The 24698-nt window shown below is 61.6% G+C and carries 25 protein-coding genes, 1 tRNA gene and 1 riboswitch; of the genes, 18 read left to right on the top strand and 8 right to left on the bottom strand.

The features are described 5' to 3' along the window. Window positions 1–3: 3 nt before the first annotated feature. The 7 genes from C6558_RS16330 to C6558_RS16300 all read left to right on the top strand — a co-directional run bounded on the left by C6558_RS16330 (window position 4) and on the right by C6558_RS16300 (window position 6970). Window positions 4–612: a nicotinate-nucleotide adenylyltransferase gene (locus C6558_RS16330; protein ID WP_025425126.1), complete on the top strand. Its 609-nt coding sequence runs from the start codon at window positions 4–6 to the stop codon at window positions 610–612. A gap of 44 nt (window positions 613–656) precedes the next feature. After that, entirely contained in the window at window positions 657–1148 is a 492-nt protein-coding gene (gene rsfS / locus C6558_RS16325) for a ribosome silencing factor (protein WP_025425127.1), read from the top strand. A gap of 265 nt (window positions 1149–1413) precedes the next feature. Next, window positions 1414–1896 (top strand): 23S rRNA (pseudouridine(1915)-N(3))-methyltransferase RlmH, encoded by a 483-nt coding sequence (rlmH, locus tag C6558_RS16320; RefSeq protein ID WP_025425128.1) that lies wholly within the window; start codon window positions 1414–1416, stop codon window positions 1894–1896. Between the two features lie 207 nt (window positions 1897–2103). Beyond that, window positions 2104–3537 (top strand): murein hydrolase activator EnvC, encoded by a 1434-nt coding sequence (locus C6558_RS16315; protein ID WP_107027563.1) that lies wholly within the window; start codon window positions 2104–2106, stop codon window positions 3535–3537. Beyond that, on the top strand, window positions 3527–4849 hold the full coding sequence (locus C6558_RS16310) for a S41 family peptidase (protein WP_025425130.1): 1323 nt from the start codon (window positions 3527–3529) through the stop codon (window positions 4847–4849). The genes C6558_RS16315 and C6558_RS16310 overlap by 11 nt, the downstream gene beginning before the upstream one ends. Before the next feature lie 137 nt (window positions 4850–4986). After that, a complete protein-coding gene (locus C6558_RS16305) occupies window positions 4987–6204 on the top strand; it encodes a divergent polysaccharide deacetylase family protein (protein WP_057218351.1) in 1218 nt (405 codons plus the stop codon). 238 nt (window positions 6205–6442) lie between these two features. Continuing rightward, on the top strand, window positions 6443–6970 hold the full coding sequence (locus tag C6558_RS16300) for an RNA pyrophosphohydrolase (RefSeq protein WP_107027562.1): 528 nt from the start codon (window positions 6443–6445) through the stop codon (window positions 6968–6970). 634 nt (window positions 6971–7604) lie between these two features. On the opposite strand, the gene bfr is transcribed toward C6558_RS16300, so the two are convergent. The 5 genes from bfr to C6558_RS40805 all read right to left on the bottom strand — a co-directional run bounded on the left by bfr (window position 7605) and on the right by C6558_RS40805 (window position 14498). Next, on the bottom strand, window positions 7605–8096 hold the full coding sequence (bfr, locus tag C6558_RS16295; protein WP_025425133.1) for a bacterioferritin: 492 nt from the start codon (window positions 8094–8096) through the stop codon (window positions 7605–7607). Continuing rightward, the gene (locus C6558_RS16290) at window positions 8062–8475 is read right to left on the bottom strand and encodes a (2Fe-2S)-binding protein (protein ID WP_239637581.1); all 414 of its coding nucleotides are present in this window, start codon (window positions 8473–8475) and stop codon (window positions 8062–8064) included. Before C6558_RS16290 ends, bfr begins: the two co-directional genes overlap by 35 nt. Window positions 8476–8717: 242 nt before the next feature. Continuing rightward, window positions 8718–12074 (bottom strand): error-prone DNA polymerase, encoded by a 3357-nt coding sequence (locus tag C6558_RS16285; RefSeq protein ID WP_038575756.1) that lies wholly within the window; start codon window positions 12072–12074, stop codon window positions 8718–8720. Further along, window positions 12071–13588 carry a DNA polymerase Y family protein gene (locus C6558_RS16280; RefSeq protein WP_239637582.1) on the bottom strand — a complete coding sequence of 506 codons (1518 nt, stop codon included), beginning with the start codon at window positions 13586–13588 and terminating at the stop codon, window positions 12071–12073. The genes C6558_RS16285 and C6558_RS16280 overlap by 4 nt, the downstream gene beginning before the upstream one ends. Then, window positions 13539–14498: an ImuA family protein gene (locus C6558_RS40805; RefSeq protein ID WP_025425136.1), complete on the bottom strand. Its 960-nt coding sequence runs from the start codon at window positions 14496–14498 to the stop codon at window positions 13539–13541. Before C6558_RS40805 ends, C6558_RS16280 begins: the two co-directional genes overlap by 50 nt. A 170-nt stretch (window positions 14499–14668) precedes the next feature. Here C6558_RS40805 and C6558_RS16275 point away from each other — a divergent pair, with 170 nt between their 5' ends. Continuing rightward, a complete protein-coding gene (locus C6558_RS16275) occupies window positions 14669–15103 on the top strand; it encodes a metallopeptidase family protein (RefSeq protein ID WP_025425137.1) in 435 nt (144 codons plus the stop codon). Window positions 15104–15191: 88 nt separating this feature from the next. Here C6558_RS16275 and C6558_RS16270 read toward each other — a convergent pair whose 3' ends face one another. Then, window positions 15192–15398, bottom strand: a complete 207-nt coding sequence (locus tag C6558_RS16270; RefSeq protein ID WP_025425138.1) for a DUF1737 domain-containing protein — start codon at window positions 15396–15398, stop codon at window positions 15192–15194. Then, complete coding sequence (locus C6558_RS16265) at window positions 15395–16300, bottom strand: CoA ester lyase (protein ID WP_025425139.1); 906 nt, start codon at window positions 16298–16300, stop codon at window positions 15395–15397. The genes C6558_RS16270 and C6558_RS16265 overlap by 4 nt, the downstream gene beginning before the upstream one ends. A 111-nt stretch (window positions 16301–16411) precedes the next feature. Between C6558_RS16265 and C6558_RS16260 the strand changes: the two genes are divergently transcribed. From C6558_RS16260 to C6558_RS16220, 9 genes are all read left to right on the top strand, one after another. Then, window positions 16412–16657, top strand: coding sequence for a hypothetical protein (locus C6558_RS16260; protein ID WP_025425140.1), 246 nt, complete (start codon window positions 16412–16414; stop codon window positions 16655–16657). Window positions 16658–16906: 249 nt separating this feature from the next. Further along, window positions 16907–17338 carry a glyoxalase/bleomycin resistance/extradiol dioxygenase family protein gene (locus C6558_RS16255; protein ID WP_025425141.1) on the top strand — a complete coding sequence of 144 codons (432 nt, stop codon included), beginning with the start codon at window positions 16907–16909 and terminating at the stop codon, window positions 17336–17338. Between the two features lie 215 nt (window positions 17339–17553). Continuing rightward, the gene (gene leuD, locus C6558_RS16250) at window positions 17554–18159 is read left to right on the top strand and encodes a 3-isopropylmalate dehydratase small subunit (RefSeq protein ID WP_025425142.1); all 606 of its coding nucleotides are present in this window, start codon (window positions 17554–17556) and stop codon (window positions 18157–18159) included. 8 nt (window positions 18160–18167) lie between these two features. Further along, window positions 18168–18548, top strand: a complete 381-nt coding sequence (locus C6558_RS16245; protein WP_025425143.1) for a RidA family protein — start codon at window positions 18168–18170, stop codon at window positions 18546–18548. 121 nt (window positions 18549–18669) lie between these two features. Further along, window positions 18670–19509, top strand: coding sequence for a MoxR family ATPase (locus tag C6558_RS16240; RefSeq protein ID WP_025425144.1), 840 nt, complete (start codon window positions 18670–18672; stop codon window positions 19507–19509). Further along, window positions 19506–19958 carry an NUDIX domain-containing protein gene (locus tag C6558_RS16235; protein WP_025425145.1) on the top strand — a complete coding sequence of 151 codons (453 nt, stop codon included), beginning with the start codon at window positions 19506–19508 and terminating at the stop codon, window positions 19956–19958. The genes C6558_RS16240 and C6558_RS16235 overlap by 4 nt, the downstream gene beginning before the upstream one ends. Before the next feature lie 192 nt (window positions 19959–20150). Continuing rightward, a riboswitch (SAM riboswitch) is annotated at window positions 20151–20228 on the top strand. A 63-nt stretch (window positions 20229–20291) separates the two neighbouring features. After that, window positions 20292–21218: a homoserine O-succinyltransferase gene (gene metA / locus C6558_RS16230; protein WP_025425146.1), complete on the top strand. Its 927-nt coding sequence runs from the start codon at window positions 20292–20294 to the stop codon at window positions 21216–21218. Window positions 21219–21232: 14 nt separating this feature from the next. After that, a complete protein-coding gene (locus C6558_RS16225) occupies window positions 21233–22417 on the top strand; it encodes a VWA domain-containing protein (protein ID WP_025425147.1) in 1185 nt (394 codons plus the stop codon). A gap of 289 nt (window positions 22418–22706) precedes the next feature. Then, on the top strand, window positions 22707–23729 hold the full coding sequence (locus tag C6558_RS16220; protein ID WP_025425148.1) for an aldose epimerase family protein: 1023 nt from the start codon (window positions 22707–22709) through the stop codon (window positions 23727–23729). A gap of 112 nt (window positions 23730–23841) precedes the next feature. Here C6558_RS16220 and C6558_RS16215 read toward each other — a convergent pair. Further along, window positions 23842–23916, bottom strand: a tRNA-Gly gene (locus C6558_RS16215). A gap of 255 nt (window positions 23917–24171) precedes the next feature. On the opposite strand from C6558_RS16215, the gene C6558_RS16210 reads away from it, so the two are divergent. Continuing rightward, on the top strand, window positions 24172–24681 hold the full coding sequence (locus C6558_RS16210) for a prolyl-tRNA synthetase associated domain-containing protein (RefSeq protein ID WP_025425149.1): 510 nt from the start codon (window positions 24172–24174) through the stop codon (window positions 24679–24681). Window positions 24682–24698: the final 17 nt, after the last annotated feature.

The following is a 24698-nucleotide window of genomic DNA, read 5'->3' as shown; positions in this document are numbered from 1 at the left end:
GAAGTGAACGGCCGCTATCTGCGCATGCCCCATGTCGAAAGCGGCATGGTTGTCGGCCTGTTCGGCGGCTCGTTCAATCCGCCGCATCAGGGGCATGTGCTGGTCGCCGAAACGGCGATCCAGCGCCTCGGCCTCAACCAGCTCTGGTGGATGGTCACCCCCGGAAACCCGCTGAAGAACCACAATAATCTGGCGCCGCTTGCCGATCGCATCGCGCTCAGCGAGAAGATCGCCCCGAATCCGCGCATCAAGGTGACCGCCTTCGAAAAGGCGCTGGGGCAGAGCTATACCGCTCGCACGCTCGAGATGGTAAAGGCCCGCAACCGCGATATCCGCTTCGTCTGGATCATGGGGGCCGACAACCTGCGCAGCTTTCACCGCTGGCAGAATTGGCAGAAAATCGCCCGCACGGTTCCGATCGCCGTCATCGATCGGCCGGGCTCGACGCTTGCCTATCTCTCCTCGCGCATGGCCAAGACTTTCGACTATGCCCGCATCGACGAAGACGATGCCCGGCGCCTTGCTTTTCACCCGGCACCCGCCTGGACCTTCATACACGGGCCGCGCTCCTCGATGAGTTCGACGGCACTTCGATCCGCCAGAACGGCGTGAAATCGAATGATTCATTTCTCGTGTCTTGAAACCGTTCTGGTTTGATGCCTACATTTACTGACGGTTCGAGCGAAACAGTCGAATCGGAAGTGCCTGTTCTGTTCACCTGGAAAGGAAAAACCCTGACAACAGCACACGCCAAGGGATATGCGGCCTCCGCGTTCCCACGCAGCACGGGATCTAGCGACGAAGCCGCTGTCCGTGCGCTTCAACTGGTCCTCGAAAGCCTAGAGGACTCGAAGGCAGAAGATATCGTTACCATCAACATTGCCGGCAAGTCGGCGCTGGGGGACTTCATGGTCGTTGTCTCCGGGCGATCGAGCAGGCATGTGGCGGCGATTGCCGACCATCTGACCACGGACCTGAAGGACGAGGGCTTCGGCAACGCCCGCGTCGAAGGTCTGGAAACGGGTGACTGGGTGCTGATCGATACCGGCGATGTGATCATTCACATCTTCAGGCCGGAAATCCGGGAGTTCTACAACATCGAGAAGATGTGGGCGACACCGGAGATCGAGGACGGCACGCTGCATTGAGATCGCACGGTTCGTCGGGCGTCTGAGCCGCCGCACGCACCGTATTGCGATCATACATATTGGGAATGTGGCTGTCATCGCCGAAGCGGCGTTCGCAGCCAGGATAATTGTTGCGACTGATCGTAGCTTGCAGCGCCGCGTCTGGCATGACGTGCAAATGTCGCTGTAACGCTTTAGTGCGCTGCATGACCTTCTCCTTGAATCGGCCCCGGTTTCAGGAGGTGTGCAGCAGTGCGGTCCAGCGCAGGCGGAGACGGATTGGGTCATGCGTATCGGACTTTTCGCAGTCGGCCGCCTCAAGGCGGGGCCGGAAAAGGATCTTGCGGCCCGCTATCTCGATCGTTTTGCCAAGGCCGGTCCGGCGATCGGTCTCGAGCTTTCCCGCGTGGTCGAAGTCAACGAAAGCCGCGCCTCCAACTCCGATACGCGCAAGCGGGAGGAGGCAGCCCAGCTTGAAAAAGCGCTCACTGACGGCAGTCTGCTGGTGCTGCTTGACGAACGCGGCAAGGCGCTCGATTCCGAAGGCTTCGCATCGCTGCTCGGCAGTTTTCGCGATAGCGGCAAACGCGACCTGATGATCGCGATCGGCGGCGCCGACGGGCTCGACCCTGGCCTTCATTCGCGCGCCGACGCCGTGCTCAATCTCGGCAAGATGACCTGGCCGCATCAGCTGGTGCGCATTCTGATCGCCGAACAGCTCTATCGCGCCGTGACCATCCTTTCCGGACATCCCTATCACCGTGTCTGAGACGCGCCATGCACCGGCGATAACGAGAATATGTGTTGGTCGCATCCGCCAAATCAGATTAGGCTTTTTGAGGAGAGCGTCACGCACCGGGGAAAGATGCCCGGCGAGCGCTCAGAAACGTTGAAACTGCGCATGACGCTTTCCGAAAATCGGTTCCGGTTGGCGGAAGTAAGCGCGAAGCATTTCCAGTTGGATGCATAGGGACGAATGACGCGCCGAAGCATGATGAGCGCTTTCAGCAAGATCGGTGGCGAAGCATGGCGGCCCGGCCGCAGTGCGGCGCTGCTGGCGCTTGTGCTTGTTGCTGCGCTTCCGGCAGCCGCCCAGGATGCACCGGCGACGCCAGCGGCATCAGCGGCGGACCAGCAGCAGGGGCCGCCCGATCCGGCGGCAAACCTGACGCTTCGTCGAGACAGCACCCGCAGCGAGCTCGATGCGCTGTCGAAAACCATCACGCTGTCGCAGGAGCGCGCCGACGAGCTGGCGGCGACCATCGCCGAGATCGACAAAAACAATGAGGCATTGCGCGCCGCCATTGTCGATTCTGCCAGGAAGCGGCAGGGTCTGGAGCAGCAGATCGTCGATGGAGAGAAGAAGCTGAGCGAGTTGCGCTCCAAGGAAGATACCGTGCGCCGATCGCTGCGCGCCCGGCGTGGGGTGCTTGCCGAAGTGCTCGCCGCACTTCAGCGCATGGGCCGCAACCCGCCGCCGGCGATCCTGGTGACGCCTGAGGATGCGCTCGGCTCCGTTCGCAGCGCCATTCTGCTCGGCGCTGTCGTACCCGGAATTCGCGAGGAAACGGACAACCTCGTCGCCGACCTGAAGGCGCTCGCCGATATCAGAACCGGCATCGGCAAGCAGCGCGAAGAGCTGACGGCAGCGATGACGGCCAATGCCGAGGAAGAGCGTCGCATGTCGATGCTCGTGGCCGAAAAGGAAAAACTGCGCCAGAAAAGTGCGGCCGAACTCGCCGCCGAACAGCGCAAGGCGCAGGAACTCGCCTCGCAGGCGACCAATCTCGAAGGCCTCATCGGTTCGCTCGAAAATGACATCGCTTCGGTGCGCGACGCGGCTGCCGCCGCACGCGCGCAGGAAGAGGAACGCCTGCGCATGAGCGAGGCCGAGCGCGAAGCGGCGCGGGAGCTCGCCCGGAGCGCCGTGCCCGACAAAAACCGCATTGCGCCAGCATACGTGTTCTCGGAGCTGAGGAATAAGCTTGCCTATCCGGCCGCGGGATCGCTTTTGCGAAAGTTCGGTGATGCCGATGGTACAGGGCACTCCCTGCAAGGGATCATGTTGGAAACCAACCCCGGCGCGCTGGTGACTGCGCCGTCAGATGGCTGGATCGTCTATGCAGGCAATTTCCGCAGTTATGGGCAGATGATCATTCTCAATCCGGGCGACGGCTACCATGTTGTGCTGTCGGGCATGGAGAAGGTGAGCGTACAGACCGGACAATTTGTCGTGGCGGGTGAACCGCTTGCGACGATGGGTGCGAAAAGAGTCGCAAGTGCTGCGGCCTTGGCGCTGGAAACCGACCGGCCGACGCTTTACATTGAATTCCGAAAAGACGGAAAACCGGTTGATTCCCGACCATGGTGGACCGCAGCAGAGGTTGGAAAGGCGCGAAATGATACGTAGGGCTTCACTTGTTCTGGTCGGGGCGCTGATGGGTGCGACCGCTATGGGCGTCATTTATTCGGCTGTCGTTCCGGCCGTCGCGGCCAATACCTCGACTTATCGCGAGCTGGCGATTTTTGGTGACGTGTTTGAGCGCGTGCGCGCGCAGTACGTCACCCCTCCGCAGGATGACAAGCTGATCGAGAATGCCATCAATGGCATGCTCTCTTCGCTTGATCCGCACTCGAGCTACATGAACTCGACCGACGCCGAGGACATGCGCACCCAGACCCGCGGCGAATTCGGCGGCCTCGGCATCGAAGTGACGATGGAAGACGACCTCGTCAAGGTCACGAGCCCGATCGACGACACGCCCGCGGCCCGCGCCGGCGTTCTCGCCGGTGACTTCATTTCCAAGATCGACGGCCAGGACGTTCGTGGCCTGAAGCTTGAAGATGCGGTCGAGAAGATGCGTGGCGCCGTCGGCACCCCGATCAAGTTGACGATCCTGCGCAAGGGCGCCGACAAGCCGATCGAACTGTCGATCGTGCGTGACGTGATCGCCGTTCGCGCCGTCAAGTTCCGCACCGAAGGCGACGTCGGCTATCTTCGCGTGATCTCGTTCACCGAGAAGACCTACGACGACCTGAAGAAGGGCATCGAGAAGATCAAGTCCGAAGTACCGGCCGACAAGCTGAAGGGCTATGTCCTTGACCTGCGCCTCAACCCGGGCGGTCTGCTCGACCAGGCGATCAACGTTTCCGACGCCTTCCTGGAGCGTGGCGAGGTCGTTTCGACCCGCGGCCGCAATCCGGACGAGACCCGCCGCTTCAACGCGACGCCTGGCGATCTGACCGACGGCAAGCCGGTGGTCGTTCTCGTCAATGGCGGCTCGGCTTCCGCATCGGAAATCGTTGCCGGCGCCCTGCAGGACCTGAAGCGCGCGACCGTGCTCGGCACGCGCTCCTTCGGCAAGGGCTCGGTACAGACGATCATTCCGCTCGGCGAAGCAGGCGCTCTGCGCCTGACGACGGCGCTCTACTACACGCCGTCGGGCAAATCGATCCAGGGAACGGGCATCACGCCCGACATCAAGGTCGAACAGCCACTGCCGCCGGAACTGCTTGGCAGGGTCGAAGCCCAGGGCGAATCCGATCTGCGTGGCCACATCCAGGGACAGAGCGAAACCGACGAAGGTTCCGGCTCGGTCGCCTATGTACCGCCGGAAACCAAGGACGACCTGCAGCTCAACTACGCGCTTGACCTCTTGCGCGGCAAGAAGACCGATCCGGCCTTCCCGGCAAGCCCGGAGCAGGCAGAGCTCAAGAAGTAAGCCATTGAAGGCGCCGGGCTGGTCAACCCGGCGCCTTTATACTATGTGGGCTGCAGGTGCTGCCGGAAACCGCCGATTCTCTTAAAAACGGCGCATCCCTCACCGGCAACTCTCCTTCAGGTCGACCGAGGCTCCGTTTGGGAACAGATCTCAATGCCCCCCTTGGCCAGAACCGCCGGGAAAAGACCGCGCCAAGACGCGACCGTCGTTGCCTTCTCAGCTATTCCCTTGTCGGCATCTTTGCCCTTTCCATAATCGGCCTTTCCGTCTGGAACGCCGTCGCTCCGGATGGGTTGCGCAGGCAGGCGTCCGAACCGGGTGTGGTTGGGCCGGAACCGGCCGAAACGGCACAAAAGACACCCAATTCCACAAGCGGGCAAGCATCGAACACCAGCGGCGGCACGCTGAAGCCGGGCACCGCCTTCTCCGGCGCTCATGTCGAGGAAACCCTGACAAACGACGGCGCGACCGTCACCAAGTTCACGCCGCGCCAACGCGACGGCAGCGGGCCTGCGCTGATCAATGTCGGCCCGATCCGCGGCCAGGACCCGCGCATGGCCGCCCTTCCGAATGACGACCTGCTGGAAGACAGCGCTGAGGGCCGGCTACCGATCACCGCCGCCGACGGGCTGCGGCCGATGGATCAATATGCCCGACCCTGGTCGGGTGCACGCGGCACCCGTATCGCGCTTGTGATCGGCGGCCTTGGCCTCAGCCAGACCGGCACGCAGAAGGCCATCCGCGACCTGCCGCCCGACGTCACCCTCGCCTTTGCCGCCGCCGGCAACAGCCTGCAGCGCTGGATGCAGGAGGCAAGACGCAGCGGCCATGAGATCCTGCTGCAGATCCCGATGGAGCCTTTCGATTACCCCGACAACGATCCGGGACCGCGCGCGCTCCGCCTCTCGCTTGGTTCGACGAAGAACCTGGCCGAACTGCACAAGAACATGGCGCAGATCACCAACTACACCGGCATCATGAACTATCTCGGTGGGCGCTTTCTCTCCGATGCCGATGCTCTCGAACCGGTGATGCGCGATCTCGGCAAACGCGGCGTGCTTTTCCTCGACGACGGCACGTCGGCGCAATCGCTGTCCGGCAAGCTTGCCGATGCCTTTGACGTTCCGCATGGCTTCGCCGACATGACCGTCGACAGCGAGCTCAGCCGCAGCGCCATCCTGAAAAAACTCGACGAGCTGGAACGCATCGCCCGGCGCAACGGTACAGCCATCGGTGTCGCCTCGGCATTCGACGAGAGCGTGGCCGCCATCGCCCAGTGGGCCGGCGAGGCGGAAGGGCGCGGCATCGAGATCGTCGGCGTTTCAGCACTCGTCAAGGACCCGCAGCAGAGATAGGTCAAGCGTGCCTTGAGCGCCGCGCGTCTTATTGGACGCGCAAAGGTCGCTGTAGCACTTTGAATTGCTGCATGTAGGGCGCCATGTCAGAAGCCCAGCGCCTCAGGCGAGGCGCACGAAATCATTGCGAACCCGAAAGATGGGTGCGATGAGACTTCACAAAGGTTCGAACACTTCAGGGCCATACGCTGCCGTGCGCGAGCAGTGGGTCACGCCTTGAGCCAGGAGAGGACAGCGGATGAGCAAGCATAACGACAAGAACCTACGGGCCGAAGACCTGCCCTATCGCCCCTGTGTCGGCGTCATGGTGCTGAACCGCGCCGGCCGAGTCTGGGCCGGCCACCGGATCGCCGTCGGCAATTCCGAATATGACGGCTCGCCGCAGCAATGGCAGATGCCGCAGGGCGGCATCGACAAGGGCGAGGATCCGCTGAAGGCCGCCTATCGCGAGCTCTATGAAGAGACCGGCATGCGCACGGTTTCGCTGCTCGCCGAGGCACCGGGCTGGATCAACTATGACCTGCCTTCACACCTGATCGGCATCGGCCTCAAGGGCAAATTTCGTGGCCAGACGCAGCGCTGGTATGCCTTCCGCTTCGAGGGCGACGAGAACGAGATCGCCATCAACCCACCGCCGGGCGGCCACGAACCGGAATTCGACGCCTGGGATTGGAAGCCGATGCGCGACCTGCCGGAGATGATCGTACCGTTCAAGCGCAAGGTCTATGAGGAGGTCGTTGCCGCCTTCGCCCACCTGGCGCCGTAACTACGCCTTTCGCAACAGGGGCCGGGTCTGCGCTGACATCGACCTTTCGCGGGGGACCCAGCCGACAACACGCACACCGCAAAGCGATGCCCTGGCATCCGTCGCAGATTGCGAGCTGCCAGCGGACGATAGGCGGCCGCTCGCAGCGCGCGCTTTTGGTCTTGCGATTGCCGCGGCAACCCTCACCGACCGCCTGGTTCCGGTTGAGGTTTTGCCCTGCCCGGCAGCAATGCCACTCTGGGGCCGATCGCCAATATCCGGCAGGTTGGTATCGAGCAGGCGCCGGCCGGCCCGATACCAATTCGGTGCAGGGCGCATCGCCGTTTGAAGACGCATGGAGAAATGCGCTCGAGCCTGAGGGTTCACAGACCCCCACCGGGCTCTTTGAGGGTCTGCATGCGGGCGAACCGTCAGCCCGCGCGCCCATTCTTTAGAGCGTTTCCGATTTAGACGGAACCGCACAAACGCTCTATCTCTTTGTTTTTACGCATTTCCTGACGGAAAACCGCTTCGCACTTTTCCTGGAAATGCTCTAAGCGCGTCAGGCAACGGGGCGCCATAGATCGTCTTGGCCCGAAAACCAGAAAGCCGCCGAGGTGATCGGCGGCTTTCTCGTGTGAATGGTGCGAGACGCTCAGTCGATCTCGGCTTCGTTGGCCGGTGCTGCGTTGAGCTGGCCGTATTTCGCTTCGCCGATGGTTTCGAGCAGTTCGAGTTGGGTCTCGAGGAAGTCGATATGACCTTCCTCATCAGCAAGCAGCTCTTCGAACAGCTTCATGGAGACGTAGTCTCCGGCGTCATGACAGATGTCGCGTGATTTCTTGTAGGCCGTGCGGGCATCGTATTCGCCGGCGAGATCCGCCTTCAGCACTTCCTTGACGTTCTGGCCGATGCGCAGCGGTCCGACCGTCTGCAGGTTCGGATGACCTTCGAGGAAGATGATGCGCGCGACGAGCTTGTCGGCATGATGCATTTCTTCAATCGACTCGGCACGTTCCTTCTTGGCAAGGAGCGTGTAGCCCCAATCTTCGAGAAGGCGGAAATGCAGCCAGTATTGGTTGACGGCGCCGAGTTCGAGATAGAGCGCTTCGTTAAGCTGCTCGATGACCTTTTTGTCGCCTTTCAAAATCCGCCCTCCGGTTGTCTTCATGGAATTGTTTGAGGCGGGCCATGAAATCAAATATCTCGACATCCGTCGAGTCGCGACGGCCGTGATATTGCTCGGTGGTGCGGATGATGATGTCGACGACGTTGGGGAAACAGCCGCAGCAGCGACCGCGTTTTTCCATCGCGTGATAGACTTTCGCCGGCACGATCAGCTGCCAACAGTCTTCATCGAGAAGGCTGACAATCATGTCCTCGATCTCTTTTTCCGTGATGAAATTGCAGCTGCAAACCAGCATGTCGTCTTGCCTGTGAAACGCAACGTCCTGAATTCGCTCATAAAGCAAAAGAGGACATTTATTGTCAACAAAAAACTCCACAAGCGGAACTTGCACGCAGATTAGAACGAATCTAAACATGACAAAAAACATCGTATTTTCAGAATATTAGCGTAGCATTGATGACCTTTCTTTCTGTGGATTTCCCGGCGATTGCCGCAGGATACTGCGACATTTTTACGCAGGAAGACCAAGGTGAGTGGCCGAAATCCGGTACGGCAAGCCCAGCTCCGGAAGGACGGGTCATGAAACGGCTGTGAGGGACCGAGCCTTCGAAGCCAAGCCGAGCCCATCGTGTCTGTTCATCAATGGAAGTTGCGGCCTTTCGGCATGACGTCGGCAATTTCGGTCGCGACGGCCTGATGATCGGCGCCGGCGGCACGGCGGGCAGCCGCAAGGCGCAGTTCCTTCAGCACCTTCTTATCGCGCGCGTCGGCCGTCGGTCGCAGCACCTCGTCGGCACGATCGTTGGCGCCGAAGCGGCGCTCCTCCTTGCGCAACAGCCCGAGCATCGGGGTCATATCCTCGATATACTCCGCCACCACGTGGATGACCTCGCTTTCACGCTGGAGCCGGCCGCGGATCTTGACGAGACGCGCACCCATGATCACCGGCCGGTATTTTTCAAAAACCTTCGGCCAGACGATGGCATTGGCGACGCCGGTCTCGTCCTCGATCGTCATGAAGATCACGCCCTTGGCCGAGCCTGGACGCTGGCGAACGAGCACCAGCCCGGCAACCGTCACTCTTCGGCCGACGGGTGCCGTGGCAAGCGCGCGGTTTTCGACCAGCCCCTGCCCCGAAAACTCCGCCCGGAGGAAAGAAACCGGATGCGCCTTCAGCGAGAAGGAGAGATAGCGGTAATCGTTGATGACCTGCTCGCCCTCCAGCATCACCGGCAGCGAAACTGCCGGCTCCAGCTGGAATTCGTCCTGCGTCGCCTGCTCGAAGAGCGGCAACCGCTCGGCAGCACTTTTCTCATCCAGCGCCTTTACCGCCCAAAGCGCGTTGCGGCGATCGAGCCCGATCGAACGGAACGCATCCGCATCGGCAAGCTTCTCCAGCACGGAGCGCGGCAATCCCGAGCGCAGCCAGAGATCGCGAACCGAGGTATAGCCCCGGCCGCGATGGGCGATAAGCTTGTCCACGATCTCCATCTCTCTCAGCCCCTTGACCTGGTTGAAGCCGAGGCGGATGGCCTTTTCCGTCTTGATCACACCCAGCATGTCCCGATGGCGCGGCTCCACCGCACCACGATCATGCCCGCCCCTCTCGAGGTCCGCATCCCAATTCGAATGGTTGATATCGACAGGCAGCACCCGCACGCCATGTTCGCGCGCGTCCCGCACCAATTGGGCGGGAGCGTAAAAGCCCATCGGCTGTGAGTTCAGAAGTGCTGCGCAGAAGACATCGGGATAATAGGTCTTCAGCCATGAAGAGACATAGACGAGCAGCGCGAAGGACGCAGCATGGCTTTCGGGAAAGCCGTATTCGCCAAAGCCTTCGATCTGCTTGAAGCAACGTACGGCGAAATCTCTGTCGTAGCCATTGTTGACCATGCCCTCGACCATCCTTTGCTCGAAGGTGTGGATGGTGCCGGTTCGCTTGAAGGTCGCCATTGCCCGCCTGAGCTGATCGGCCTGGCCCGGCGTGAAATTTGCCGCGGTAATAGCGATCTGCATCGCCTGTTCCTGGAACAAAGGCACACCAAGGGTCCGCTCCAGAACCACTTCCAGCTCCTTGCTCGGATATTCGATGGGTATGTTGCGATTGCGCTGCTCCCGCCGCTTCAGATAGGGATGCACCATGTTGCCCTGGATCGGTCCGGGCCGCACGATCGCCACCTCGATGACGAGATCATAGAAGACACGAGGCCTGAGCCGCGGCAGCATGCTCATCTGAGCCCGGCTCTCGATCTGGAAGACGCCGATCGTATCGGCCCGGCAGATCATGTCGTAGACGTCATCCTGCTCATCCTTGAACAGCGTGTGCAGGTCTTTCCTCACGCCGTAATGCCGCTCCATCAGCTTGAACGCCCGGGCGATGCAGGTCAGCATGCCGAGCGCCAGCACGTCGATCTTCAGGATCTTCAGCGTATCGAGGTCGTCCTTGTCCCACTCGATCATGTAGCGGTCGGGCATCGCCGTGTTCATGATCGGCACCACCTCGTCGAGCCGATCGCGGGTGATGACGAAACCGCCGACATGCTGAGAGAGATGGCGGGGAAAGCTCATCAGCGCGGTGGCATAGTCGAGCACTCGCACCGTCGTTGGATCCTTGACATCGAGACCGGCGGCCTTGGCCTCCCGTTCCGACAGGTCGGCGGCCGACCAACCCCAGACCGAACCGGCAAGCGCCGATTGCACGTCCTCGGAAAAGCCGAAGGCTTTGGCCGTTTCGCGACCGGCCGACCGCGCCCGGTAGCTGATGACGGCGGCCGTAAGCCCCGCATGCTCCTTGCCGTACGTCCTATAGATATGCTGGATCACCTCTTCCCGCTTCTCGTGCTCGAAATCGACATCGATATCCGGCGGCTCGTCACGCTCCGTCGACAGGAACCGGTCGAAAAGCAGCGTCGTCGAAAGCGGATCGACCTCGGTGATGGCAAGGCAGTAGCAGACCGTCGAATTTGCCGCCGAGCCGCGGCCCTGGCAGAGAATGTCGACGCTTCGCGCATATTCCATGATGTTGCGCACGGTGAGGAAGTAGGGCTCATAGCGCTTGCTGGCGATCAGCTCGAGCTCGTATTCGATCTGGGTCGAGACCTTCGCGGGAATGCCTTCGGGATAACGCACATGGGCGCCTTCCATCGTCAGCCGCCTGAGGGTCTGTGTCGTCGTCTCGCCTGCAAAACTCTCATCGGGATATTGGTATTCGAGTTCCGCCAAAGTGAAATTCAGCCGGCGGAAAAAATGCCCGGTATTGGCGATCGCCTCGGGGTAGTCGCGAAAGATGCGCGCCATTTCCGCCGGTGGTTTCAGATGGCGTTCGGCATTCGCCTGAAGCCGGAACCCCGCCTGCGCCACCGTCACATGCTCGCGTATGGCGGTGACGATATCGGCCAGCGGCCGGCGCGCCGGCGCGTGAAACAGCGGACTGTTGGTGGCGATCAGCCTCGTGCCCACGTTGCGGGCGATGGTCGCCAGCCCGGCAAAGACAAGCTGATCGAAACCGTCATAGCGCGGCACCAGCGCCAGATAGAGCCGGTCGGCAAAATGCGGCTTCAGCCGCTTGAGAAATTCCGCAAGGTTTTTAGCCTCCGACGCCCCGATCACCGGGTCGGGCAGGACGGCAATCAGGATATCCTCGCCCCATTCGACAAGGTCGGTCTCGTAGAGCGTACAGGTGCCTTTCTTCGCCCGCAGGTTTCCAGCACTCAGCATGCGGCAGAGATTGCCCCAGCCCCGACGGTTGCGCGGATAGGCGAGCACATCCGGGATGTCTTCGGCAAAGGAAAGCCGGGCGCCGGGCTGGAAGGAAAACGCCTCCACCTTGGCCTGCGCATGAGCGCGCACCACGCCCGCCACCGTATTGCGATCGGCAACGCCAAGGCCGGAAATACCAAGGCGGCTGGCGGCAACGATCATTTCGCCCGGATGGGAGGCTCCTTCGAGGAAGGAGAAATTCGACCAGGCGCCGATCTCGAAATAGGGCGTGCTCATGCGAAGACCCCATGCATGAACCAGCGCGGCTGTGCGGGCCCGCCATAATGCCCTTCTCGAAACAGCCAGAAGCGCCGGCCTTTTTCATCCTCCACCCGGAAATAATCCCGCTCGGCCGCCTTTTCGCCATCGACCCACCATTCGGCCGCGATCCGTTCAGGACCCTCGGCGCGCGCTATGCGATGAAGGCTCCGCCGCCAGCGAAAGCTTCTGGGCGGGCCCTCCGGCACCTCGGCCACCGCCTCCACCGGCTCCGGACTTTGGAACAGCCGCTGCGGTCGAACGGAAGCCATCCTAAGGCAGGCCGGAACAGTGGAAGCGGCTTCCTCGACCGTCTTCAGCATTTCCACATCCGCAAGCGGCTGAAAGGCGGCGGCACGCTCCGGCACGTGGCTCTGCGACAGGACGGGCAGAAACAGGCTTTCTGCGCCCAGCCGCGCCATGACCCTGTCGGCAAAGGCCGCAAGCGGCTGCTGCCGATCCGGCGTGCCGGAAAAATCCTCCTGCATCACCTCGTATTTTTCGCTTTTGGGAACCGACAGCCGCAGGATCTCGAAACCGAAACCGGCATCGAGATCCTCGTGCACCGCCTGCAGCCGCTCGCGGAAAAGGCCGGCAATGCGGCTCGGTTCAATCAGCGGCGAAGACGTTCCGGCAGCGATGCGAAAGACCCGGCCGTCGACGCGAAACAGCAGCAGTTCGAACAGCCGTCCGCCTTCGCCGCGCTTTTCCAGCTCCGGCTTCAGCCTTGCTGCCAGCTCCTGCGTCAGGCCGAGAATATCGTCCTCACCCTGGACCGGCTCGGAAAGCCGCCGCTCGGCCGAGAGGCTGGCAACGGGGAGCCGCGGCGAGAGCGGCTCGTCCTCCAGCCCCATGGCCTGATCGAGGCGCAGGAGCAGAATGGATCCGAAGCGGCGGGCAAGCGGCGCCCGCGGCGCCTCGATGATATCGCCGACCTGCTTGAGCCCGACCCGGCCGAGCGTTTCGATCATGTCGACTGGAAGCCTGAGGGCAGCCATCGGCAGTGGCGCAAGCACGCGTACGGCCTCCTCCGGAGCGATCACGCTTTGCGAGCCGAAGCGCGCCACCGCCCAGGAAAGCCCTGCCGAAGACGAGATCGCCGCACGCGCCTCGATGCCGAGATGAAAGAGCCGGGCGAGCAGGTCGTCGAGAAGCGATTTCTCGCCGCCGAGAAGATGGGCGCAGCCGGTAATGTCGAGATAAAGGCCGCTTTCGCCGTCGAGCGCCACCAGCGGCGTGTAGCGGCTGCACCAGTCCGCAAGCCCTTCCAGAAGGGCGCGATCCGCCGCCCGGTCGGCGGGCAGCACATCGACCTCGGGACACATGGCCCGCGCCTCGGCAACGCCCTGGCCCAACTGGAATCCTGATTTCTCGGCAAGGCCATCGAGCGCGACGAGGCGCATCGCATTCCTGACCCGGTCGGCAAAGACGACAGGCGGATGATCAGGACGCCCGCGGGAAAGCCAGGAGGTTCCCCAGCGGCTCCGCGCCACCCGGTCGGCCGGAAGATGCGGAAAGTCGAGCGACAGAATGCGCTGGTTGTGGGTCTGCCGCAGCAGCGGCTGGTAGGGGCTCGACGGGGTAAAAGCGGCGGTCATGGGGGTTCCACTCCAGGAAGAGGCCGACGGGAGCAGGAGACCTGCTTTTTTCGGCAATGACGTGAAAGACGGGATGGCCGATGCTGCCGCAAAGCATCGAACCGTCAGGGAGGGCGCGCTCGCGGGCGGGCGCCGGTTCGATATGAAGCCGGAAGAAGGCGCTGCTCGCCTCCTCGTGACCGGACTGACGCAGAAGAAGAAGAGGAATGCGTCCGGCGCGCGCGCGAACATGCAGGCGCCGGCTTTCGCTCAAGGCCAGCGATGCCGGATTGCCGCGAATTTCGAGAATGACGGCACAGAAGGCCGGGACGGAAAGCGCCGTCTCGGCGATCCACAGCGCGTCCTTCACCGTGCGCGGCAGGCTGAGGATCAGGCTTCGAATGTCGAGCCCGTAAGCCTTGAGACCAAGACCGTAGGGCAGGCCGGCCTCGGTCGAGGCCAGCGACTGGCTGACCCACAGAACCGGTGCCCCGGCATCGCCCTTTTGCTGGCGCGCCTGCTGACAAAGGGCGCTGAGCGCGGTTGCAAAACCGGCCGCAGCGCCGGCATCGCGCGTCTCGGAATTGCGGATCTCGGTCATACCCTCGAGCGGCAGGCCGCCCTCGAGGATATCGTCGAGTTCGGGAATGCCGAGCGGCAGGACCTTGCGGCCGGAGGACTGGTGACCTTCTTCCTTGCGCCGAAAGCCTGCGGGATCGGCCGCCTTGACCGCCTTCACGACGCCCGCAAGCCTGCGATTTTCGATCCTGGCTATGGTTTCGCGAAGCGAAAGAACGGTCTCCCGCTGCACGGCGTTCTCGGCCATGACGGTCAACTCCCATTTAAGATGTTCCTGTTATGTTCTTATAGATTCCAGAGCTGACCACATGAGTCAACAGCCAAGTTTAAGAATTTATTCCTCGCCCACCCCAGCCGGAATTCAACACTCGAAAAACAAAGGCAAAATCGCTATATGGAGGGCAACAAGGAGTGCCTATGGCCCGCATTGACCAGACCGATGATTGGCGGGAACGCCACGCACCGACGCTCACGACATTCGAACAACTCGCAGTGGAAGCCTACAGCCACCTGCCGCAGGAGTTCCGCCAACTGACGACCGACCTCATCATCGAGGTTGCCGATTTTCCAAGCGACGACGTCTTCGAGGACATGGCGCTGGAGACGCCGTTCGACCTGCTCGGCCTGTTCGAAGGCCGTGGCATCAGCGAACGTTTCACCATGGAGACAGGTGAGTTTCCGAACCGGATCATCCTTTATCGCCGCCCGATCATCGACTATTGGGCGGAAAACGAGGAAACGCTGGGCGACATCATCACCCATGTGCTGATCCACGAGATCGGCCACCATTTCGGCCTCTCCGACGACGATATGGAACGGATCGAGGCGAGCGTGGAGCACGTGGGCAACTAAGCCCCCATCCGCTCCGAGGCAGAGCCCCCGAAAAACAATCGGAAAACAAAAAAACGCTCCGGCCGGAAAGTCGAAGCGTTCCTGCTTTTTACTGTTCCGACAGCTTGATGTCGGGGTGGTAGTCCTTGCCTTCGACTTCCTTGAATACGGCCTGTCCGCATTGCATGTGCTGCGTATCCGCATTGAAGGCGTAGGTCGGTGAGCCGTGCAGGGACCAACCCTGGTTCAGTGCCGCCGTCACCTTATGGCAGAAGGACGCATCGTCGGGGCCGGTGAGGAAGCGGTAAAGTTTCAAAATCTTGCCTTTCGTTTTTCAATCATCTCCGCCTTGGCGGCGAGCTTCAGGGCCTGATCGAGATGCAGCCGCTCGATCATTCGGCCATGAAGATTGATGACACCTTTTTCCGCGTTCTCCGGCAGCGCGAAGGCGGCGATGATGGCGCGCGCCTCGTCGACGGCCGCCTGCTCGACGCCGAAGCGTTCGTTGGCCGGGCCGATCTGCAGCGGGTGGATCAGCATCTTGCCGTCATAGCCCATGTCGCGCCCCTGCCGGCACTCCTCGTCGAAACCGTCGGCGTCACGGAAATCGTTGAACACCGCATCGATGACGTCGAGACCGCTCCCGCGTGCGGCCAAAAGGATCTGCATCAGCCAGGGGATGAGGTACGGACGGCCGGGCCGGTCGGGAACACCGGTTTCCTTGCGCAGGTCGTTGAGGCCGACGACGAAACAATCGAGCCTGCCGCCGAAGGTGCGGCCGGTCTCGGCGATAACAGGCGCATTGACGACACCGCGCGGCGTTTCGATCATCGCCCAGAGACGCAACGCCTCCGGCGCATCGTTATCGGCCAGCCAGTCGGCGACGATCTGGATATCGGCCGGACTTTCGACCTTGGGCAGCAGGATTGCGTCAGGCTTTGCCGAAACGGCCGCCGCCAGATCCTGCTGGCCGAAGCCCGATCCGAGCGCATTGATGCGGATGATGACCTCACAATCCGGCCTGTTTTCGACGAGGTGGCGAACGAGGCCGTCCCGCGCCTCGGCCTTGCGCTCCGGCGCCACCGCATCCTCAAGGTCGAAGATCGCGGCATCGGCCGCAAGTTCCGCAACCTTGGCCAGTGCGCGGGCATTGTCGGCCGGCACTGAAAGCACCGAACGGCGCAGGCGAACGGGGTGATGTTCGATCGATTTTGTCATGCGGCCAGTTGTGCCCGCCTTTCCTTTTTTCCGCAAGACGAGGCGAACGGCCGCACCCCTCTTGCAAGCGGCGGCGGCAACACCCACATCCCGAGCAGAAAGGTGACGATCATGCAAAGCATACGTTCTGTTCTTTTTACGGCTCTCGCCATCACCATTACGCTGGCAGCCTTCGTCTTCACCGCATCGCTTGCGCTTGCGCTCGCCGGCATCGCCGCCGTTGTCGCGATCGGCAGCGCCATTGCCGCCCGGCTGAACCTGAAGCAGGCTCGAGCAACGGCCCGCCCGACCTCCGGCGCCGCCCCGCGCGAAATGCGCATCTGGAACGACGGTCGCGGCACGATCATCGATCTCTAGGCATCGATCTCCAGAGCGTTTCCGGTTTAGACGACGTCGCGGAAGCGCTCTATCTCCTTGTTTCTACGCACTTCCTGACGGGAACCGCTTCGCATTTTTCCCGAAATGCTTGAGTCTGCCCGACGCGGCAGCCCAATCTCGCTCGATTTTTTTGCGACACCCGTGTCGGCAAGACCCGCTTGCGTTCGTCCTTGGGTCAGGCCAGCAAAGGTCATGGCCACTGCATCATTCCCTCAACAGGAGCATGACATGGACAGCACGACGCAGAAAACAGACGCAAACCAGCTGCCGAAGGCCCTCAACGGCCTGGTGCCTTATCTCCAGGTCGACGGCGCGGCCAAGGCGGCGGAATTCTACAAGCACGCCTTCGGCGCAAAGGAAGCCTATCGGCAACCGGTCGACGACCAGGGCCGGACGATGCATATCCATCTCCACATCAACGGCAGCTCGCTGATGCTCAGTGACGCCTATCCGGAATACGGCCATGCCCTGGAAAAGCCGCAGGCCTTCAGCCTGATGCTGCCGGTCGACGACATCGACGCGTGGTGGAGCCAGGCGGTCGCCGCCGGCGCCGAAGTCGTGATGCCGATCGAATTGATGTTCTGGGGCGATCGCTACGGGCAGCTGCGCGACCCCTTCGGCGTGCTCTGGGCGCTGAACGCCCCAGTAAAAGCAGGCTAGAGTCAAGACAGGCTGAGACCGAAGCCAGACACCGGCCGATTTCGGCAAAACCCTCGGGCAAGGCGCCCAACGGATAAAACAACCGCGACAACACTTGCCGGGCAGGCGATTTCACCCGCCCGGCAAGCATCTTCGGGATAGATTTTCCTTCATTTCGGCGCAAAACTGATCTAAACGCTTACGCAACATTTCGCTGAAATCGAAGGCCTGAAGTTATGGAAAAGTTCGTCAAGCTCACCGGCGTCGCCGCTCCCCTCCCCGTCGTCAACGTCGACACGGACATGATCATTCCGAAGGATTACCTGAAGACGATCAAGCGCACCGGCCTCGGCACCGGACTTTTCGCCGAAGCGCGCTACAACGAGGACGGCTCGGTCAACCCGGATTTCGTGCTCAACAAGCCCGCCTACCAGAACGCCAAGATCCTGGTCGCCGGCGACAACTTCGGCTGCGGCTCCTCGCGCGAGCACGCACCGTGGGCGCTTCTCGACTTCGGCATCCGCTGCGTGATCTCGACCTCGTTCGCCGACATCTTCTACAACAACTGTTTCAAGAACGGCATCCTGCCGATCGTCGTCAGCCCGGAGAACCTGGACAAGCTGATGGACGACGCCTCGCGCGGCTCCAACGCCATCCTCTCGGTCGACCTGGAATCCCAGGAAATTACTGGTCCGGACGGCGGCACGGTCAAGTTCGAGGTCGATGCCTTCAAGCGCCACTGCCTGCTGAACGGCCTCGACGACATCGGCCTGACGCTGGAGAAGGCAACGGCCATCGACAGCTTCGAAAAGTCGACCACCGCCTCGCGCCCCTGGGCGTGAGCGACGGGATGACGCGCAAGCTCATCTCTTCCGGTTCGCCCTTCGAGAAGACGGCAGGCTATTCGCGTGCCGTCGCCAAGGGCGACTGGTGTTTCGTCTCCGGCACCACCGGCTACGACTACGCCACCATGACCATGCCGGAAACGGTGGAAGAGCAGGCGCACAATTGCCTGAAGACGATCGAGGGCGCGCTGAAAGAGGCGGGCTTCTCGCTCTTAGACGTGGTGCGCAATCACTACTACGTCACCGATGCCAGTTTCGCCGACCGGGTTTTTCCGATCTTCGGCGAGATGTTCGGCGAAATCCGCCCTGCCGCCACCATGATCGTCTGCGATCTCATCCGCCCGGAAATGCTGATCGAGATCGAGGTTACCGCCTTCCGCGGCTGACGTCTGACGGGTCGCAGCCAGCGGCAGTGACACCTGCACCGCTTATGCGCTACTGCAGAAGCATGACGACGGCCCTCGCCCGCAGGACCGTTTTCCGCATCACTATGACCGGAAGAAGCCCATGCAATTCGAAGGCACCGCCGACTATATCGCCGACAAGGACCTGATGATCGCCGTCAACGCCGCGATCCGGCTGGAACGGCCACTGCTCGTCAAGGGCGAGCCCGGCACCGGCAAGACCGAGCTTGCGCGGCAGGTTGCAGCTGCTCTGGGACTCGACCTGATCGAATGGAACGTCAAGTCGACGACCAAGGCGCAGCAGGGACTTTACGAATATGACGCCGTCTCGCGCCTGCGCGACAGCCAGCTCGGCGACGAGCGCGTCAACGACGTCAAGAACTACATCCGCAAGGGCAAGCTTTGGCAGGCCTTCGAGGCCGGGAAGCGTGTGGTGCTCTTGATCGACGAAATCGACAAGGCCGACATCGAGTTTCCGAACGACCTGCTGCAGGAACTCGACCGGATGGAGTTCCACGTCTACGAGACCAACGAGACGATCCACGCCCGCCAGCGGCCGATCGTCGTCATCACCTCCAACAACGAGAAGGAACTGCCGGACGCTTTTCTGCGCCGCTGCTTCTTCCACTATATCCGCTTTCCCGACGCAGACACGCTCGCCCGCATCGTCGAGGTGCACTATCCCGGCATCCGCAAGACGCTGCTTTCGGCAGCCCTTGCCGCCTTCTACGATATCCGCCAGGTGCCGGGGCTGAAGAAGAAGCCCTCGACCTCCGAAGCGCTCGACTGGATCCGCCTGCTCGTCGCCGACGAGATCGACCCGGCCGACCTGCGCGCCGATCCAAAGACCATGCTGCCGAAGCTGCACGGCGCGCTTCTCAAGAATGAGCAGGACGTCCACCTTTTCGAGCGCCTGGCCTTCATGGCACGCCGCGACGGATGAGACCGGACGCCAACAAGGTCCTGATCTACGCCACCTGGCGAGGGCATCTGCTCGTCTTCGACGAGCCGGACTTTCCCGATGTAGATCTGCAGGTCCCGGGCGGCACGATAGAACCGGGAGAAAGCCCTGAAGCGGCGGCCTTCCGCGAATTTGTCGAGGAGACCGGGCTGACGCCGCCGCCGGCATTATTGCCATTTAAAACGCAGGACTATCACTTCACGCAGAACGGCCGGAAAATCTGCCATCGCCGGCACTATTTCCATGGGCCGTTAGCCGGCGAACAAAAGGAACCCTGGCTGCACCGCGAAATGACGCCGGAGAGCGGTGGCCCGCCGATCCGCTTTCGCTTCTTCTGGCTCAGTCAGAGCGAGGCCGGCAAGCGGCTGGGATATGGCATGCAGAACGGTCTGGACTTGCTGCACCTAGCAACAGATTGCCCCTCACCCTAACCCTCTCCCCGCAAGCGGGGCGGGGGAACGCGGCGACCGCAACCTCATCACCTGCTGTAAGCCTGAAAGGGAGCCGAACGGCCGCGGCAATGTCCCTTCTCCCCGCCTGCGGGGAGAAGGTGGCGGCAGCCGGATGAGGGGCCAACCCACACGAATCGTTTTTCATTGACCCCCGCGGCCTTGCCGCGCTATCAAACAATCCGTGGTGATTTGGCCGGCCGGCTTGCAGCCACGTTAAACAAATCGCTAAAGGGCCGAGGAAACGTGGATTTTCCGAGGACCGGTCGCGATCAATCGCCGCCGGTTTTTTTGTATTGATCGAGTGGAAGCCCCATGCCCATCAAGATACCCGATACGCTGCCCGCATTCGAGACCCTCGCGACCGAGGGCGTGCGGGTGATGACCGAGACCGTGGCGATCCGTCAGGATATCCGCCCGCTCCAGATCGGGCTGCTGAACCTCATGCCGAACAAGGTCAAGACCGAGATCCAGATGGCGCGCCTCATCGGCGCCTCGCCGCTGCAGGTCGAGCTGTCGCTGATCCGCATCGGCGCGCACCGCGCGAAGAACACCTCCGAGGAACACCTGCTTGCCTTCTACGAGACCTGGGAGGAGGTGAAGGCCCGCAAGTTCGACGGCTTCATCATCACCGGCGCCCCGGTCGAAACGCTGGAATACGAGGACGTCACCTATTGGGACGAACTCAAGCGCATCCTCGACTGGACGACGACCAACGTGCATTCGACGCTGAACGTCTGCTGGGGCGCGATGGCGGCGATCTATCATTTCCATGGCGTGCCGAAATATCCGCTGAAGGAGAAGGCTTTCGGCGTCTACCGCCACCAGAACCTGCAGCCCTCCTCCGTCTATCTCAACGGCTTTTCCGACGATTTCGCCGTGCCGGTGTCGCGCTGGACCGAAGTGCGCCGCGCCGACATCGATGCGGTGCCCGACCTTGAGATCCTGATGGAATCGAAGGAGATGGGTGTGTGCCTCGTGCACGAGAAGAAGGGCAAGCGCCTCTACATGTTCAATCACGTAGAGTATGATTCCACTTCGCTATCGGACGAATATTTCCGGGATGTGGATGCGGGCGTACCGATCAAGATGCCGCATGACTACTTCCCGCACAATGATTCAACCCTGCCGCCGCAGAACCGCTGGCGCAGCCATGCGCATCTTTTCTTCGGCAACTGGATCAACGAGATGTACCAGACGACGCCCTACGAAATGGACCTGATCGGCAGGAACGAAAGCTAGGGCCGGAGCCGCGGATGTTCATCCCCTTCTTCCTCGAATTGAAGGCCGCGAAGATCCCGGTGACGCTCCGGGAATTCCTGTCCTTGATCGAGGGCATGGAGGCGGGCATTGCCACCTTCGATATCGAGGCGTTCTATTTTCTCGCACGCACGGCATTGGTGAAGGATGAGCGCCATATCGACCGCTTCGACGGCGTATTCCGGCATTGTTTTTCCGGCCTTGAGGCCATCAATCCGCCAGACGAGTTCGCGCAGGGTGAAATCCCCGAAGAGTGGTTGCGCAAGCTTGCCGAAAAATATCTGACCGAGGAAGAGAAGCGCCTGGTCGAAAGCCTTGGCGGCTTCGAGACCCTGATGGAGACCTTGCGCCAGCGGCTCAGCGAACAGGAAGGGCGCCACCAGGGCGGCGCCAAATGGATCGGCACCGCCGGCACCTCACCCTTCGGCGCCTATGGCTACAATCCCGAAGGTGTGCGCATCGGCCAGGACGGCTCGCGGCACCGGCGCGCGGTCAAGGTGTGGGACCGGCGCGAATTCAGGGATTACGACGACACGGTCGAACTCGGCACGCGCAACATCAAGGTGGCGCTCAAACGGCTCAGGCGCTGGGTGCGCCAGGGTGCTGCCGACGAACTCGACCTCTCCGGCACGATCCGCGCCACCGCCGAGCACGGCTATCTCGATGTCGTCACCCGGCCGGAACGGCGCAATGCTATCAAGCTCTTGATGTTCTTCGACGTCGGCGGTTCGATGGACGACCATATCCGCATCGTTGAGGAGCTGTTTTCGGCGGCACGCGGCGAATTCCGCCACATGGAGCACTTCTACTTCCACAATTGCGTCTACGAAGGCCTGTGGAAGGACAATCGCCGCCGGCGCGCCGACATCACCCGCACGGCGGAGCTGCTGCGCACCTTCGGCAGCGACTACCGCGCGATCTTCGTCGGCGACGCATCGATGAGCCCCTATGAGATCAGCCACCCCGGCGGTTCGGTCGAGCATTGGAACGACGAGGCCGGCGGGCTCTGGCTCTCGCGTATCGCCGCCCATTTTCCCCGGTCTATCTGGCTCAATCCGGTTGCCGAGCAGCATTGGGGCTACACTCAGTCGATCGGCATGATCAGGAGCCTCGTAGGCGGACGGATGTTTCCCTTGACGCTTGCCGGACTGCAGGACGCGACGAAACAACTATCACGCTGAATCTACCGCAGAAAATCTCGATTTCCGGTTGCCGATCCACCTGAAATGACGCAGGTTGCTTGTCGTGAGGACTGCATGTTTCCGTAAATCGTAGAGCATCCCGCTTTCAAGTGGAATCACTGAAAGCGGATAAGATGCTCTAGAATCAAAGTGCTAGAGCGTCCTTTGTGTGTTCATCTGAACGCACGGCGCTCTAGCCGATTTAAGGATACAACATGCAGCAGTTCTAGAGTGTACAGCGACCTTTGCGCGTCTGCTAAGACGCGCGGCGCTGTGGGGGAGCCAGGCGATGGACAAGCATGCGGATACGGAAATCTTCGGACACCTGCCATCGGGTGAGCCGGTTCATCGTGTCGTGCTCTCCGGTGGTGGCCTTACTGCCTATATCCTCACCTGGGGCAGCGTGATCCAGGATCTGCGGCTGGATGGCCATGAGCCGCCGCTGGTGCTCGGGTTCACCGATCTCGAAAGCTATCTCGACCATTCCCCCTATTTTGGCGCGACGCCCGGCCGCTGCGCCAACCGTATTGGCGACGGTCGCTTCACGCTCGACGGCAAAACCTACCAGCTCGAATGCAATGAAAAAGGTGTGACCCACCTGCATGGCGGCAGCGACAACATCGGCAAGCGCAACTGGACGATCGTCAGCCACACACCGGACAGCGTCACGTTGGCGATCACCGACCCGGACGGCCGCGCCGGCTATCCCGGCAGCTGCCAGATCCGCTGCACCTACCAGCTCAAAGCCGGCGGCGTGCTCAGTGTCGTCTACGAGACGGAGACCGATCGGCCGACACTCGCCAATGTCTGCCAGCACAGCTATTTCAATCTCGATGGCGGCACGGACGCGCTTGGCCACGACATCATGATCGCCGCCGACCATTATCTGCCGACCAACGAGTTCCAGGTCCCGACGGGCGAAATCCGCCCGGTCGAAGGCACCGCCTTCGATCTCAGGGAAATGACCTCGCTCAAGCGCCAGACCGAGGGCGAACGCATCGCCTACGACCACAATTTCTGCCTTTCGCCGGAGCGCATGGCAAAACACTCAGTCGCCTTTGCCCGCAGCCTCAATTCCGGCGTGACGATGGAAGTGCTGACGACCGAGGCTGGCGTCCAGCTCTATACCGGCTTCAAGCTCGACGTGCCGGTGCCCGGCCTCGAAGGACGCCGCTACGGCGCCTTTGCCGGTTTCTGCCTTGAAACCCAGGTGTGGCCGGACGCGGTCAATCACGAGGGCTTTCCGAACGCGGTTCTGCGCCCCGGCGAACTCCGCCGCCAGGAAACCGACTATGTCTTCATGAAGAGCTGACAGGCGAGCGCATCGGCGCTGACAGCAGAGACAAGACGGCTGCTGCGTTTCGCCCGGGGCGAATGCATTGGCCGAAGCCAAAAGCATTTACAAGTAAAATGGTTGGGAAAATTGGAGCGGGTGAGGCGATTCGAACGCCCGACCCCAACCTTGGCAAGGTTGTGCTCTACCCCTGAGCTACACCCGCTCATTACCTCGGTCCGGGGGTAGTCGGTGGACCGTGGGTGCCGCGCTGTCTTGCGGCGACGGGCGCTATATGGCCTAAGCGATTTTGGAATGCAACAGGGAAATGTCGAGAAAGCGAATATTTTTTGGAAGCCTCCCCGGGAAGCCCGCAAATGCCGCGTTTTCGCGCCGCGCCGCCGTCTCTGAGATTGCACGCCGCGGCCGTTCTCCCCTAAAGCAGACTGGAAAAAAACGGAGCGGCAGGAGAATCACCCTCATGAACGAAGCGCAGCCGAAGACCGCGGACGAACTTTTCCGCTTTCTCGACGACCTCGGCATCGAACACAGCACCAAAAAACACGAGCCGGTGTTCACCGTGGCCGAATCGGTGGCATTGCGCGACGAAATCCCCGGCGGTCACACCAAGAACCTGTTCGTGAAGGACAAGAAGGACAACTACTTCCTTTTGACCGTAGAGGAACACGCGACCGTGGATCTGAAGACGGTACACCAGGTCATCGGTGCTGCGAGCAAGGTTTCCTTCGGCAAGCCGGAGAAGCTGATGGAATATCTCGGCGTCATCCCGGGAGCGGTGACCGCACTCGGCGCCATCAACGACACCGGCGGCAACGTCAAGGTGATCATCGACGAGGAATTGATGAAGTTCGATGTGATCAACTGCCACCCGCTTTCCAACGACGCGACGACCTCGATCGGCTCGAACGACCTGTTGCGCTTCATGGAAGCGACGGGACATGAACCGCTTGTCTTGAAAGTGACAGCCTGACATACGATCTTTGGCGC

The sequence above is a fragment of the Ensifer sp. NM-2 genome, from assembly GCF_003024455.1.
GTDB lineage: Bacteria > Pseudomonadota > Alphaproteobacteria > Rhizobiales > Rhizobiaceae > Ensifer > Ensifer canadensis.
This window is presented reverse-complemented; position numbering and strand designations above follow the sequence as displayed.

Excerpts from the sequence above, each read along its gene's own strand:
- rsfS (WP_025425127.1), top strand. The coding sequence starts at position 657 with ATGCCTACATTTACTGACGGTTCGAGCGAAACAGTCGAATCGGAAGTG.
- rlmH (WP_025425128.1), top strand. The coding sequence starts at position 1,414 with ATGCGTATCGGACTTTTCGCAGTCGGCCGCCTCAAGGCGGGGCCGGAA.
- C6558_RS16315 (WP_107027563.1), top strand. The coding sequence starts at position 2,104 with ATGACGCGCCGAAGCATGATGAGCGCTTTCAGCAAGATCGGTGGCGAA.
- C6558_RS16310 (WP_025425130.1), top strand. The coding sequence starts at position 3,527 with ATGATACGTAGGGCTTCACTTGTTCTGGTCGGGGCGCTGATGGGTGCG.
- C6558_RS16300 (WP_107027562.1), top strand. The coding sequence starts at position 6,443 with ATGAGCAAGCATAACGACAAGAACCTACGGGCCGAAGACCTGCCCTAT.
- C6558_RS16285 (WP_038575756.1), bottom strand. The coding sequence starts at position 12,074 with ATGAGCACGCCCTATTTCGAGATCGGCGCCTGGTCGAATTTCTCCTTC.
- C6558_RS40805 (WP_025425136.1), bottom strand. The coding sequence starts at position 14,498 with ATGGCCGAGAACGCCGTGCAGCGGGAGACCGTTCTTTCGCTTCGCGAA.
- C6558_RS16275 (WP_025425137.1), top strand. The coding sequence starts at position 14,669 with ATGGCCCGCATTGACCAGACCGATGATTGGCGGGAACGCCACGCACCG.
- C6558_RS16265 (WP_025425139.1), bottom strand. The coding sequence starts at position 16,300 with ATGACAAAATCGATCGAACATCACCCCGTTCGCCTGCGCCGTTCGGTG.
- C6558_RS16260 (WP_025425140.1), top strand. The coding sequence starts at position 16,412 with ATGCAAAGCATACGTTCTGTTCTTTTTACGGCTCTCGCCATCACCATT.
- C6558_RS16255 (WP_025425141.1), top strand. The coding sequence starts at position 16,907 with ATGGACAGCACGACGCAGAAAACAGACGCAAACCAGCTGCCGAAGGCC.
- leuD (WP_025425142.1), top strand. The coding sequence starts at position 17,554 with ATGGAAAAGTTCGTCAAGCTCACCGGCGTCGCCGCTCCCCTCCCCGTC.
- C6558_RS16245 (WP_025425143.1), top strand. The coding sequence starts at position 18,168 with ATGACGCGCAAGCTCATCTCTTCCGGTTCGCCCTTCGAGAAGACGGCA.
- C6558_RS16240 (WP_025425144.1), top strand. The coding sequence starts at position 18,670 with ATGCAATTCGAAGGCACCGCCGACTATATCGCCGACAAGGACCTGATG.
- C6558_RS16235 (WP_025425145.1), top strand. The coding sequence starts at position 19,506 with ATGAGACCGGACGCCAACAAGGTCCTGATCTACGCCACCTGGCGAGGG.
- metA (WP_025425146.1), top strand. The coding sequence starts at position 20,292 with ATGCCCATCAAGATACCCGATACGCTGCCCGCATTCGAGACCCTCGCG.
- C6558_RS16225 (WP_025425147.1), top strand. The coding sequence starts at position 21,233 with ATGTTCATCCCCTTCTTCCTCGAATTGAAGGCCGCGAAGATCCCGGTG.
- C6558_RS16220 (WP_025425148.1), top strand. The coding sequence starts at position 22,707 with ATGGACAAGCATGCGGATACGGAAATCTTCGGACACCTGCCATCGGGT.
- C6558_RS16210 (WP_025425149.1), top strand. The coding sequence starts at position 24,172 with ATGAACGAAGCGCAGCCGAAGACCGCGGACGAACTTTTCCGCTTTCTC.